Source organism: Variovorax sp. Root411 (genome assembly GCF_001425205.1).
Lineage (GTDB): Bacteria > Pseudomonadota > Gammaproteobacteria > Burkholderiales > Burkholderiaceae_C > Variovorax.
Genome location: NZ_LMDW01000016.1, coordinates 640,850 through 653,044 on the forward strand (window position 1 = coordinate 640,850; position 12,195 = coordinate 653,044).

Consider the following 12,195-nt stretch of genomic DNA (forward strand, 5'->3'; position numbering starts at 1 on the left):
GATTTGGCGGGGACGAGTGTAAAACGTAGCGATGAAAAAGCGACGGCACGCGTGGCGCGCCGTCGCTGGAGCCCGAAAGGCTTAGGCAGCGGCCTTGGCTGCTGCGACCTGCGCGGCGACTTCCGCAGCGAAGTCGTCAACCTTCTTCTCAATGCCTTCGCCGACCACGTACAGGGTGAAGCCCTTGATCGAGGTGTCGGCAGCCTTGAGCATCTGCTCGACGGTCTGCTTGTCGTTCTTCACGAACGGCTGGTTGTGCAGCGAGACTTCCTTCAGGTACTTCTGCACGCCGCCTTCGATGCGCTTGGCAACGATGTCGTCGGGCTGCGGCTTCTTGCCTTCGGCCTCGGCCACCTTGCGGTCTTCGGCAGCCTTGCCGGCAGCCACGGCGCGCTCTTTTTCGATCAGCTCGACAGGCACGTCCGACGCCTGGATGGCGACCGGCTTCATGGCGGCAATGTGCATCGCCACGTCCTTGGCCGACGTATCGTCGCCCTCGAACTCGACCATCACGCCGATGCGCGTGCCGTGCAGGTACGAAGCCAGCTTGCCGTTGCCGTTGAAGTGCTTGAAGCGGCGGAAGCTCATGTTCTCGCCGATCTTGCCGATCAGGCCCTTGCGCACGTCTTCCAGCGTGGGACCGAAACCGTCCTGCTCATAGGCCAGCGCGCCCAGCGCGGCGATGTCGGCCGGGTTGTGCTTGGCGACCAGCATTGCAGCAGCATTGGCCAGGGCCAGGAAGCTGTCGTTCTTGGTGACGAAGTCGGTTTCGCAGTTGATTTCGATCATGCCGCCGGCAGCGCCGTCGACGAAAGCCGTGACCACGCCTTCGGCAGTGATGCGGCCCGATGCCTTGCCAGCCTTGTTGCCGAGCTTGATGCGCAGCAGCTCTTCGGCCTTTTCCATGTTGCCGTCGGCCTCGGTCAGGGCCTTCTTGCATTCCATCATCGGCGCGTCGGTCTTTGCGCGCAGTTCGCCGACCATGCTTGCGGTGATTGCAGCCATTGTTGTATCTCCGTAAATCCAAAAATCAGGTTAAAAAAAAGGGGCCCCAAAGCCCCTTCTTCAGGCTCGCGAGCGCGCCAATCAGGCCGAAGCGCCCTCTTCGACTTCGACGAATTCGTCGCTGCCTTCGGCAATGGCCTTGACCACGTCACCGGTGGCGCTGTTGCGGCCTTCGATGATCGCGTCGGCGATGCCGCGGGCGTACAGCGTGACAGCCTTCGACGAGTCGTCGTTGCCGGGGATCACGTAGTCGATGCCTTCGGGCGAGTGGTTGGAGTCCACCACGCCGATCAGCGGAATGCCGAGCTTCTTGGCTTCGGCCACGGCGATCTTGTGGAAGCCCACGTCGATCACGAAGATGGCGTCGGGCAGCGCGGTCATGTCCTGGATGCCGCCGATGTCCTTTTCGAGCTTCTCGATTTCGCGCGAGAAGGTCAGTTGCTCCTTCTTGCTCAGCGAGTCGAGGCCGGCTTCCTGCTGGGCCTTCATGTCCTTCAGGCGCTTGATCGAGGTCTTGACGGTCTTGAAGTTGGTCAGCATGCCGCCGAGCCAGCGGGTGTCGACGAAAGGCACACCGGCGCGGCGGGCTTCTGCCGCCACGATTTCACGGGCCTGGCGCTTCGTGCCGACCATCAGGATCGTGCCGCGGTTGGCGGTGAGCTGCTTGGCGTACTTCATCGCGTCCTGGAACATCGGGAGCGACTTTTCCAGGTTGATGATGTGGATCTTGTTGCGATGGCCGAAGATGAACGGGGCCATCTTGGGGTTCCAGAAGCGGGTTTGGTGACCGAAATGGACACCTGCTTCCAGCATTTCGCGCATGGTGGTAGACATTGAAATTACTCCAAAGGTTGGGTCTAAAATCCAGCCCGTTTTGTGCTCTTTTGAACGGAGTCACAACACCTTGATTGGGCCGGTTTGCGGATGTGTCTGGCTGGATGCAACGAAAGCCGTCGCTTTGCCAGCGAAACCCAAAGAGTATAGCACGGCCGCCGCCCCTTCTCCCTCGAAACCGAGCCGCCTCACGGCATCCGCAGCCCCCATGAACGACCTTCACGCCACTCGCTTCACCCTTCTGGCAGGTGGCTCCGATGCCCGCACCGAAATGGAGCGCGCCATCGGCATCGCCCAATCCCCGGCCTGCGCGCACGTCTTCACCCGCACCATGTTCGACGAGGCCCGCCAGACCGCCGCCGCGTCGGCCCCCGACAGCCGTCTTTCCGGACTGGCCTTCACCGCGAAGGACCTGTTCGATGTCGAAGGCCAGCCAACGCCCGCCGGATCCGCAGTGCTGGCCCATGCGCCCGCTGCCGAGGCCGACGCCCTCGCCGTGGCACGCCTGCGCGCCGCGGGCGGCGTGCTGACCGGCCGTACCAACATGACGGAGTTCGCCTTCTCGGGCGTCGGCGTCAATCCGCACCACGGCACGCCGGCCAACGCATGCGACACCGCCACGCCCCGCATCCCGGGCGGCTCGTCGTCCGGCGCAGCGGTGTCGGTGGCCAGCGGCGCTGCGTTCATCGGGCTGGGCTCCGACACCGGCGGCTCGATCCGCATCCCGGCGGCGCTGAACGGCATCGTCGGCTTCAAGAACACGGCCCGGCTGACGCCCGCGGAAGGCGCACTGCCGCTCTCGACCACGCTGGACACGGTCTGCGCCATGACGCGGTCGGTGCGCGACGCCATCACGGCGCACGAAATCCTCGCCGCGCGGCGCGTGACCGCCGGCAACGCCTCGCCGGCCGCCTACAGGCTGGCGGTAGTGAAGAACGTGTTCTTCGACAGTATCGACCCCCCCGTGGCCGCCGCTTTCGAGCGCTCGCTGAAGGCATTGCGGGCCGCCGGCGCCCGCATCGTCGAGATCGAACTGCCCGAACTGGCCGAATTGACGACCATCAACGCCACCGGCGGTTTCTCGGCAGCCGAGTCGTACGCCTGGCATCGCTTGCTGCTGGAGCGCAGCGGCGCAGGCTACGATCCGCGCGTGGTCCAGCGCATCCTGCGCGGTGCCACGATGAAGGCGCACGAATACATCGACCTGATCCACGCCCGCCGCGACTGGATCGCGCGTGTCGAAACCGCGCTCGCCCCATTCGACGCCGTCCTGTCGCCGACCGTGCCGATCACCGCGCCGTCCATCGCCAGCGTGGCGCCGGGCACCGAGCGCGATGACGAATTCTTCCGCGTCAATGCACTGCTGCTGCGAAACCCGTCGATCGTCAACATGCTCGACGGCTGCGCCATCTCGCTGCCCTGCCACGCCGACGGCGAACTGCCGGTCGGCCTGATGCTGTGGCACGCCGCGCTGCACGACGACGCCGTGCTCGCAGTTGCGCTCCAGGCCGAGCGCACGCTGCAAAAATAGCAGCCGACGCGGCCCAACTCACGGGCGCCAACCATCTCTTCTATCCAGAAAATTCAATGAAAATCGCGATCGTGGGCGCCGGCATCGTCGGCGTCACCACCGCCTGGGAACTGGTTTCCGACGGCCATGAAGTGACCGTGTTCGAGCGCAGGGGCGCCGCCGCAGAAGAAGCCAGCTTCGCCAACGCAGGCGTGGTCGCTCCCGGGTACGTCACGCCGTGGGCCGCCCCCGGCATGCGCGGCAGGGTGCTGCGCTCGCTGCTGTCCTCGCACGGCGCCGTCAAGCTGCGCTGGCCGCTGGCTTCGCGCGACCTCGGCTGGCTGTCGCGCTGGCAAAAGGCGTGCAAGCTCGAAACCTACCTCGCCAACCGCGCACGCATGCAGCGCCTGGCCTTCTACAGCCGCAACCGCCTGCACGAGGTGACCGAGGCGCGCGAGCTCAGCTACGAACGCAGCGACGGCTACCTGGTGCTGCTGCGTTCCAAGCGCGAAAAGAAGCTGGTGCAGCCCGGGCTCGACGTACTGCGCGCGGCCGGCAGCGTCTTCAAGGAAATCGATGCAGACGAGGCCCGGCTGATCGAGCCGGCCCTCAACCCCGACGCCCCGCTGGCGGGCGCCATCCACCTGCCCGACGATGAAGTGGCCAACTGCCGGCAGTTCGCGCTGCTTCTCAAGTGGGAGGCCGAGTCGCTAGGTGCTCAGTTTCACTTCAACTGCGACATCGCCCCGCTGAGCCGCGCGGCGCCCACTTCGCTGTCTTTGGCGAGCGGCTCGGACCCGGTGCGCTACGACGCGATCGTGATGTGCGCCGGCCTGGCATCGGCGTCGCTGCTGCGGCCGCTGGGGCTGCGCATCCCGATGGCGCCGGTCTACGGCCATTCGATCAGCGCGCCGATCCGCGAACCGCTCAATGCACCGCGCAGCGCGGTGATGGACGAGCGCTACAAGGTTGCCATCTCCCGTCTGGGCCAGCGCGTGCGCGTGGCTGGCGGCGCCGAGATCGGCGGCTCGCTCGACACGATGAATCCGGCTGCCGTGCAGACGCTCTACAAGGTGCTGCACGACTGGTTCCCGGGCGCGGCCACGCTGCAGTCCGGCGTGCAGCAGTGGAAAGGCGCGCGGCCGATGCTGCCCGACGGCCCGCCCGTGCTGGGCGCAAGCGGCATCCCCGGCGTGTGGCTCAATCTCGGCCACGGCTCGAGCGGCTGGGCGCTGTCGTGCGGCAGCGCGCGCGTGTTGGGCGACCTGATCGCCGGACAGGACCCGGGCATCGACCTCGAAGGCCTGGGCGTCGAACGGCTCAGTCTTTAGGGCCCCACCGGCGCAGGCGTTCGGGGCTGGCCGGCTGCTCGACGGGCAACGCGGGCTCCGGCGGCAGCCGGAGTTTCTGCGCGATCCATCCCAGCAAACCGGGGCCGACCAGCACAAAGAAGACCAGGCACAGTGCACCGGCGCCCAGCAGCGCCAGGCGCATCAGGCCGGAAACGGTTTCGGTCGGCATATCGAACCAGCGGACCACGCTGATGCCGAAGCCGACATTGGCGGCCCATGCCAGGTCCCGCAAAGCCACCCATCGCTTCAAATCGGCCAGCAGAAAAACGCCCCACACGCCGCACAGGAGGCCCAGGCCCCATCCCAGCCCGGCAATCCACGACATCGTCGCAGCCACGAAGAAGACGAGCGCCGCGCAAAGCAGGACGAGCACCCAGCCGACGCTCTTGAGATTCATCCCCGGATGATAAGGAGGCGACGCGACGGCACAATGCGCCGATGCAGCGCATCACGTCCGCCACCATTGCCGAGCTGTTCGACATCGCCGCCACGCGCCGCATCGAACAAGCTGCGGCGGCCGCCCTGCCCGCGCACGCGCTGATGCAGCGTGCCGGCCTCGCAGTCGCGCGGCTGGCCATGGCGATCGCGCCGCATGCACGAACGATCTGGGTGGCCTGCGGGCCAGGCAACAACGGCGGCGATGGCTTCGAGGCCGCCGCGCAGTTGCGGCACAGGGGCTTCTTTCCGGTCGTCACCTTCATGGGGGATGAAGGCCGCTTGCCGCCGGATGCCAAGGCATCGCTGCAGCGCGCCCGCGACGCAGGCGTCGCATTCGCATCGACACCGCCTTCGGCCTATGAGCTGGCCATCGACGCACTGCTCGGCATTGGATCGACGCGACCGCCCGAGGGCACGATGGCCGAATGGCTGGCGAAGATGCATGCAAGTGGCCGGCCGGTACTCTGCGTCGACGTGCCATCGGGCCTGAACGCCGACACAGGCACGCTGACCTACGGCATCGAACCAGCCCAATCATCAGCGCGCAGCTGCATCACCTTCCTCACGCTGAAGCCCGGCCTGTTCACCGCCCAGGGCCGCGATGCGGCGGGCGCCGTGTGGTTCGACGATCTGGGTTGCGGCGCATTCAAGGATCAACCCGTGGCCCGGATCGCCGGAGCCCCCGAAGCTCGGCGGCGCGCACATGCCTCGCACAAGGGCAGCTATGGCGATGTTGCCGTGATCGGCGGCGCGCCCGGCATGGCAGGAGCCGCGCTGCTGGCCGGGTCGGCGGCTTTGCACAGCGGTGCGGGGCGCGTGTTCGTCGGGCTGCTCGATCCAAGCGCAGCATCCGTCGATACCGCACAACCCGAACTGATGCTGCGCGACGCCCGAACGCTCGACCTCTCGGGCATGACGGCAGTGTGCGGATGCGGCGGCGCAGAGGCCGTGGCCGAACTGCTGCCGCGCGTGCTCTCGACGGCGGCCGCACTGGTGCTCGATGCCGACGCACTCAATGCCATCGCAGCCGATGGCGCGCTGCAAGCCCAATTGGTATTGCGAGGAAAAGGCGGAGCACCCACCGTGATCACGCCGCATCCGCTGGAAGCGGCGCGCCTGCTGGGCTGTACAGTCGGCGAGGTCCAGGCCGACAGGCTGGCCGCGGCCCGCCAACTCGCCGTGCACTTCGGTGTCGTGACAGTGCTCAAGGGTTCAGGCACTGCGGTTGCCGACGCCCGCGGCGCACCACCCATCATCAACCTGACCGGCAACGCGCGCCTCGCGACGGCCGGCACCGGCGACGTGCTGGCCGGCATGATCGGCGCAGCACTGGCCATGCGCCAGCCAGCCTTCGAAGCGGCGCACGAAGCCGTCTGGCAGCACGGCCACATCGCCGACACCTGGCCGGCCGATGCCGCCCCGCTCACGGCCGGCGCGCTGGCCCGCCGTGCGCCCGCCTGACTGCCCTTAGCCGCGCCCGACGAAGGGCATCTTCGTGGCCATGATGGTGTGGAACAGCACGTTGGCTTCCAGCGGCAGGTTTGCCATGTAGAGCACCGACTGGCCCACGATCTTGACGTCGATCAGCGGCTCGATCGCGAGTTCGCCGTTGGCTTGCGGCACGCCCTTGGCCATGCGCGCGGCCAGTTCGGTCATCGCATTGCCGACGTCGACCTGCCCCACGGCGATGTCGTACTTGCGGCCGTCCAGCGAAGCGGTCTTCGTCAGCCCTTCGACAGCATGCTTGGTCGCCGTATAGGCAGCCGAGTTCGGCCGCGGCGCGGTGGCCGAGATGGAACCGTTGTTGATGATGCGGCCGCCCCGCGGCGTTTGCGCCTTCATCGTGCGAAACGCCTGCTGGATGCAGAAGAACATGCCCGTGAGATTGATGTCGACAACGCCCTGCCACTGCGCGGGCGTCCAGTCCTCGAACGGGCCCGGCGGGTTGCCCACGCCGGCGTTGTTGAACAGCAGGTCGACACGGCCGAAGCGCTCGACCGTGGCCGCGAACAGGGCCTGCACCGAGTCCGCATTGGCCACGTCGGTCGGCACCGCGAAGGCGCGTGCGCCGGCACCCGATTCTTGCGCCACCTGTTCCAGCGGCTCCAGGCGGCGCCCCGCCAGAGCCACGCTCCAGCCGTCGCCCAGCAGCGCCAGTGCGGCAGCGCGGCCGATGCCGGAGCCCGCACCCGTGACGATGGCGATGCGGCCTTTGTTGTCTTCAGCGCTCATGCTGTGTGTCTCTTTCTCTTCTTGGGTTGGTCGATGGTTCGTGTTGCCTGGGCTTCAACGGCGCGGCTTGCGCCCCTTCATCTTGTTGGCGGCCTTCTTGACCGCCGACTTGAACGCCTGCATTGCCGACTGCGGTCCGGCGGCGGGCGAGGAACCGCGCTCCGCGCGCGGCTCGGCGTTGCCGGCTTCAGCCTTGTGGCGCGTGCTGCGCTTGGCCGAGGCCTTGACCGGCACGCCCGATGCCACGCCCTTGTCCTTCATGGCACGGGTCGCCAGTTCTTCGCCTTCGCGCACGAGGCGGAAGTCGATCTTGCGGCCGTCCAAGTCGACGCGGCTCACCTGTACCCGCACCCGCGTGCCGATGGCGTAGCGGATGCCGGTGCGCTCGCCGCGCAATTCCTGGCGCATCTCGTCGAACTTGAAGTACTCGCCGCCAAGCTCGGTGATGTGCACCAGGCCCTCGACGTACATCGCATCGAGCGTGACGAAGATGCCGAAGGTCGTGGCAGCCGTGACCACGCCGCCGTACTCCTCGCCGAGGTGCTCGCGCATGTACTTGCACTTGAGCCACGCCTCGACGTCGCGGCTGGCCTCGTCGGCGCGGCGCTCGTTGGCGCTGCAATGCAGGCCCGCGGCCTCCCATGCCAGCACTTCCTTGCTCGGCGCGACGGTGGCTTTCTGCGGCTTGTTGGTCGGCGCCTTCACGCGCGACGCAAGCCGCTTGGCCAGCTTGGCATGCGCTTCGCCGGGCGTGGGCAGCATCGGCAACTGGTAACGCGTCTTGCCGAGGATCGCCTTGATCACGCGGTGCACCAGCAAGTCCGGATAGCGCCGGATCGGGCTCGTGAAATGGGTGTAAGCCTCGTACGCCAGGCCGAAGTGGCCGCTGTTGATCGGCGTATAGATCGCCTGCTGCATCGAGCGCAGCAGCATGGTGTGGATCTGCTGCGCGTCGGGACGCTCTTTCGTGGCCTCGGCAATCGCCTGGAACTCGCCCGGCCGGGGGTCGTCGGTGATGCTCAGGCCCACGCCCATCGCCTTCAGGTAGCCGCGCAGGATTTCCTTCTTCTCGGGCGTCGGGCCTTCGTGCACGCGGAACAGGCCCGGATGCTTGCCTTCGGCGATGAAGTCGGCGCTGCAGACGTTGGCCGCGAGCATCGCTTCCTCGATCAGGCGGTGCGCTTCGTTGCGCGTGCGCGGCACGATCTTCTCGATGCGGCCTGCGTCGTCGCAGATGATCTGCGTCTCGGTGGTTTCGAAGTCGACTGCGCCGCGCTTGCCGCGCTGCTTGAGCAGCGCCTTGTAGACGTCGGCAAGGTTCAGCAGATCCTTGACGCGGTCCTTGCGCTTGGCGGCTTCGGGGCCGCGCGTGTTGCCGAGGATGGCCGCCACTTCGGTGTACGTGAAGCGCGCGTGGCTGAACATCACGGCCGGATAGAACTGATAGGCGTAGATCTCGCCGTCTGCGGCCACGAGCATGTCGCACACCATGCACAGGCGCTCGACTTCGGGATTCAGCGAGCAAAGGCCGTTCGACAGCTTCTCGGGCAGCATCGGAATGACGCGGCGCGGGAAATAGACGCTGGTGGCGCGGTCGTAGGCGTCGATGTCGATAGGCGAGCCGGTTTGCACATAAGCACTGACGTCGGCGATCGCAACCAGCAGGCGCCAGCCCTTGCCGCGGCCCACCTTTGCGGGCTCGCAGTACACGGCGTCGTCGAAGTCGCGCGCGTCTTCACCATCGATGGTGACGAGCGGAATGTCGGTGAGGTCGACCCGCCCCTTCTTGTCGGCGGGACGGACCTTCTCGGGCAGCGCCTTGGCCTCGGCCAGGCACTCCGCGGAAAACTCGTGCGGTACGCCGTATTTGCGCACGGCAATCTCGATCTCCATGCCGGGGTCGTCAATCTCGCCCAGCACCTCCTTCACGCGGCCCACCGGCTGGCCGAACAGCGCCGGCGGTTCGGTGAGTTGCACGACCACCACCTGCCCCACCTTTGCAGGACCGGTTGCGCCCTTGGGAATCAGGACGTCCTGGCCGTAGCGCTTGTCTTCCGGTGCAACGAGCCAGATGCCGCCTTCGTGCAAGAGGCGGCCGATGATCGGCTGCTCGGGGCGCTCGACGATCTCCACCACGCGCCCTTCGGGGCGGCCGCGGCGATCCTGGCGCACAACGCGCGCCTTGACGCGGTCCTTGTGCAGCACCGCGCGCATCTCGTTCGGCGGCAGGTAGATATCTGCTTCGCCGTCATCGCGCTGCACGAAGCCGTGCCCATCGCGATGCCCTTGAACGGTTCCTTCGAATTCATCCAGCAAGCCGCTGGAAGTGACATTATTTTTGATATGATCTCCTTCTTTCCTGAAATTCAAAACAGAACTGCTTCGGCAGTTCTGTGGGCCCAGATGGCGGAATTGGTAGACGCACTAGTTTCAGGTACTAGCGAGTAACATCGTGGAGGTTCGAGTCCTCTTCTGGGCACCAAGTTTAAACAGACCCTTAGCAAGTTCTTCGGGTCATTCGATTCAAGCCACCGGCCTCCGGTGGCTTTTTTCATGGCTGCTTGAATTTGCATCGAGCAGCCGACGCAGCAAAGTTGCTTCGCAAAAATATGTATAATCGCAGTCTTTGCTGAAAAGCAAAAACAAGCCCAGATGGCGGAATTGGTAGACGCACTAGTTTCAGGTACTAGCGAGTAACATCGTGGAGGTTCGAGTCCTCTTCTGGGCACCAGATTCAACAAGACCCTTACCAGGTCATTCGATTCAAGCCACCGGCCTCCGGTGGCTTTTTTCTTGTCCGCTTGAATCTGGAGCATCAAACGGGCAGCGCGATCAAGTCATGGCCCTCGGCGCCCACGATGCGGGCGCGAGTGAACTCACCCACCTTCAGCGTCTTGCTGATCTTCTCGGGCGGCAGCAGGCGAACCGTGCCGTCGATCTCCGGCGCATCGGCGTACGTGCGCCCCACCCCGCCCTTGCGGCCCATGCCCGGTGCCGAATCGACCAGCACCTGCATCGTCGAGCCAACACGCTTCTGCAGCTTGGCGATCGATACGGCCTCCGCCACCTCCATGAAGCGGGCGCGACGCGCTTCACGCTCCGGCTCGGGCAGCATGCCTGGAATGTCGTTGGCGGTCGCACCCTCGACCGGGCTGTAGGCAAAGCAACCGGCACGGTCGATCTCGGCTTCCCGGATGAAGTCGAGCAGATGCTCGAATTCCTGCTCCGTCTCGCCAGGAAAGCCGGCGATGAAGGTGCTGCGGATCACAAGCTCCGGGCACACCTCGCGCCAGCGCGCCAGCCGCTCAAGATTCTTCTCGCCACTGGCCGGGCGCTTCATGCGCTTCAGCACATCGGGATGGCTGTGCTGCAGCGGCACATCGAGGTACGGCAGCACCTGGCCGCTGGCCATGAGCGGAATGACCTCGTCGACGCTCGGGTACGGATACACGTAGTGCAAACGGACCCATGCGCCATAAGGCTCGGCGATTTCACCCAGCGTGCGCACAAGCTCGAGCATGCGGGTCTTGACCGGCTTGCCATCCCAGAAACCGGTGCGGTACTTCACGTCGACGCCATAGGCCGAAGTGTCCTGGCTGATCACCAGCAGTTCTTTCACGCCGCCTTCGAACAGGGCCTTCGCCTCGCTCAGAACATCTCCGACCGGCCGCGACACGAGGTCGCCGCGCATCGAGGGAATGATGCAGAAGGTGCAGCGATGGTTGCAGCCTTCGCTAATCTTCAGGTAGGCGTAGTGGCGCGGCGTCAGCTTGAGGCCGGCAACGCCGAAGGTGTTCGGCACCAGGTCTATGAACGGGTCGTGCGGCTTCGGCAGGTTCGCATGCACCGCATCCATCACCTCCTGCGTGGCATGCGGACCGGTCACGGCCAGCACGCTCGGGTGCATCTGGCGCACCAGGTTGCCCCCCTGGTCGCCGGTCTTGGCGCCCAGGCAGCCAGTGACGATCACGCGGCCGTTCTCGGCCAAAGCCTCACCGATGGTGTCCAGGCTCTCCTTCACGGCATCGTCGATGAAGCCGCAAGTGTTGACGATCACCAGATCGGCGCCTTCGAAAGTCTTGGCGGTTTGATAACCCTCCGCACTCAGCTGGGTCAGGATCAGTTCGGAATCGGTAAGGGCCTTGGGGCAGCCCAGGCTCACGAATCCGACCTTGGGGGCGGCCGGCGTGGCCGTACGTTCGGGGGAGGCAACTTCGCTCATATGCCTCTATTGTCCCAGCTATCGGTGACGGCTGGGCATTCAAGGGCGCTTGATGCCAAAGGCCCCCAGTACCTGTTCGGTGTTTTTCTGCATCTGCTCCTGCATCTGCAGGAAAACGTTCTTCGATTGCTCGACGTAGTTGCCCATCAGCCCCTGCAGCATGGGCGACTGCATGCTCATGAAGCGCGACCACATTTCGGGCGTCAGCCCCTCTGCCTTTTCTGACAACTGCGCCTGCACCTCGGTCATGGCCTGGATGTTCTTCTCGAGATACGGCCCCATGTAGCCCTGCATCGCCTGCCCATAGAACCGGATGATGTTGGCCAGCACCTGCTCGGTGAACATGGGCGCGCCGCCCGCTTCTTCTTCGAGAATGATCTGCAGCAGGATGCTGCGCGTGAGGTCGTCGCCTGTCTTGGCGTCGCGCACCACGAACTGGGTGTTCTGGATAACCAGCTGCTTCACCTCGGTCAGCGTGATGTACGTGGATGTCTCGGTGTCGTAGAGCCTTCGGTTGGGGTACTTCTTGATCACACGCTGTACCGGCTTGACCCCGGACTTCTTGCTCTGCACTGCGGACTCCTTCACATGGACGCCCATGT

10 protein-coding genes and 2 tRNA genes are annotated in these 12,195 nt (G+C 65.5%); 5 read left to right on the forward strand and 7 right to left on the reverse strand.

What is annotated here, in order from left to right; all coding sequences use genetic code 11:
- Nucleotides 1-81: 81 nt before the first annotated feature.
- Both tsf and rpsB read right to left on the reverse strand, forming a co-directional pair.
- A complete protein-coding gene (tsf, locus tag ASC92_RS19605; RefSeq protein WP_056518794.1) occupies nt 82-1,005 on the reverse strand; it encodes a translation elongation factor Ts in 924 nt (307 codons plus the stop codon).
- Between the two features lie 81 nt (nt 1,006-1,086).
- Entirely contained in the window at nt 1,087-1,839 is a 753-nt protein-coding gene (gene rpsB, locus ASC92_RS19610) for a 30S ribosomal protein S2 (RefSeq protein ID WP_007836997.1), read from the reverse strand.
- Nucleotides 1,840-2,047: 208 nt separating this feature from the next.
- Here rpsB and ASC92_RS19615 point away from each other — a divergent pair, with 208 nt between their 5' ends.
- Both ASC92_RS19615 and ASC92_RS19620 read left to right on the forward strand, forming a co-directional pair.
- Nucleotides 2,048-3,370, forward strand: coding sequence for an amidase (locus tag ASC92_RS19615; RefSeq protein WP_056518796.1), 1,323 nt, complete (start codon nt 2,048-2,050; stop codon nt 3,368-3,370).
- 56 nt (nt 3,371-3,426) lie between these two features.
- The gene (locus ASC92_RS19620; RefSeq protein ID WP_056518798.1) at nt 3,427-4,680 is read left to right on the forward strand and encodes a D-amino acid dehydrogenase; all 1,254 of its coding nucleotides are present in this window, start codon (nt 3,427-3,429) and stop codon (nt 4,678-4,680) included.
- Here ASC92_RS19620 and ASC92_RS19625 read toward each other — a convergent pair.
- Nucleotides 4,670-5,098, reverse strand: coding sequence for a hypothetical protein (locus tag ASC92_RS19625; protein ID WP_056518800.1), 429 nt, complete (start codon nt 5,096-5,098; stop codon nt 4,670-4,672). The genes ASC92_RS19620 and ASC92_RS19625 overlap by 11 nt on opposite strands.
- Nucleotides 5,099-5,139: 41 nt before the next feature.
- On the opposite strand from ASC92_RS19625, the gene ASC92_RS19630 reads away from it, so the two are divergent.
- The gene (locus tag ASC92_RS19630) at nt 5,140-6,600 is read left to right on the forward strand and encodes a bifunctional ADP-dependent NAD(P)H-hydrate dehydratase/NAD(P)H-hydrate epimerase (protein ID WP_056518802.1); all 1,461 of its coding nucleotides are present in this window, start codon (nt 5,140-5,142) and stop codon (nt 6,598-6,600) included.
- A gap of 6 nt (nt 6,601-6,606) precedes the next feature.
- Here the strand turns inward: ASC92_RS19630 and ASC92_RS19635 are convergent, their stop codons facing one another.
- Nucleotides 6,607-7,371 (reverse strand): SDR family oxidoreductase, encoded by a 765-nt coding sequence (locus ASC92_RS19635; protein WP_056518803.1) that lies wholly within the window; start codon nt 7,369-7,371, stop codon nt 6,607-6,609.
- Between the two features lie 54 nt (nt 7,372-7,425).
- Nucleotides 7,426-9,687 (reverse strand): ribonuclease R, encoded by a 2,262-nt coding sequence (gene rnr, locus ASC92_RS19640; RefSeq protein ID WP_235505900.1) that lies wholly within the window; start codon nt 9,685-9,687, stop codon nt 7,426-7,428.
- 81 nt (nt 9,688-9,768) lie between these two features.
- On the opposite strand from rnr, the gene ASC92_RS19645 reads away from it, so the two are divergent.
- A tRNA-Leu gene (locus ASC92_RS19645) sits at nt 9,769-9,853 on the forward strand.
- A 164-nt stretch (nt 9,854-10,017) separates the two neighbouring features.
- A tRNA-Leu gene (locus tag ASC92_RS19650) sits at nt 10,018-10,102 on the forward strand.
- Nucleotides 10,103-10,186: 84 nt separating this feature from the next.
- On the opposite strand, the gene rimO is transcribed toward ASC92_RS19650, so the two are convergent.
- Nucleotides 10,187-11,593 carry a 30S ribosomal protein S12 methylthiotransferase RimO gene (gene rimO, locus ASC92_RS19655; protein ID WP_056518804.1) on the reverse strand — a complete coding sequence of 469 codons (1,407 nt, stop codon included), beginning with the start codon at nt 11,591-11,593 and terminating at the stop codon, nt 10,187-10,189.
- A 39-nt stretch (nt 11,594-11,632) separates the two neighbouring features.
- Nucleotides 11,633-12,193: a polyhydroxyalkanoate synthesis repressor PhaR gene (gene phaR / locus ASC92_RS19660; RefSeq protein ID WP_056518805.1), complete on the reverse strand. Its 561-nt coding sequence runs from the start codon at nt 12,191-12,193 to the stop codon at nt 11,633-11,635.
- Nucleotides 12,194-12,195 lie beyond the last annotated feature (2 nt).

Bases quoted from the DNA above. Each gene is read 5' to 3' on its own strand.
- tsf (WP_056518794.1), bottom strand. From the start codon at position 1,005: ATGGCTGCAATCACCGCAAGCATGGTCGGCGAACTGCGCGCAAAGACC.
- rpsB (WP_007836997.1), bottom strand. From the start codon at position 1,839: ATGTCTACCACCATGCGCGAAATGCTGGAAGCAGGTGTCCATTTCGGT.
- ASC92_RS19615 (WP_056518796.1), top strand. From the start codon at position 2,048: ATGAACGACCTTCACGCCACTCGCTTCACCCTTCTGGCAGGTGGCTCC.
- ASC92_RS19620 (WP_056518798.1), top strand. From the start codon at position 3,427: ATGAAAATCGCGATCGTGGGCGCCGGCATCGTCGGCGTCACCACCGCC.
- ASC92_RS19625 (WP_056518800.1), bottom strand. From the start codon at position 5,098: ATGAATCTCAAGAGCGTCGGCTGGGTGCTCGTCCTGCTTTGCGCGGCG.
- ASC92_RS19630 (WP_056518802.1), top strand. From the start codon at position 5,140: ATGCAGCGCATCACGTCCGCCACCATTGCCGAGCTGTTCGACATCGCC.
- ASC92_RS19635 (WP_056518803.1), bottom strand. From the start codon at position 7,371: ATGAGCGCTGAAGACAACAAAGGCCGCATCGCCATCGTCACGGGTGCG.
- rimO (WP_056518804.1), bottom strand. From the start codon at position 11,593: ATGAGCGAAGTTGCCTCCCCCGAACGTACGGCCACGCCGGCCGCCCCC.
- phaR (WP_056518805.1), bottom strand. From the start codon at position 12,193: ATGGGCGTCCATGTGAAGGAGTCCGCAGTGCAGAGCAAGAAGTCCGGG.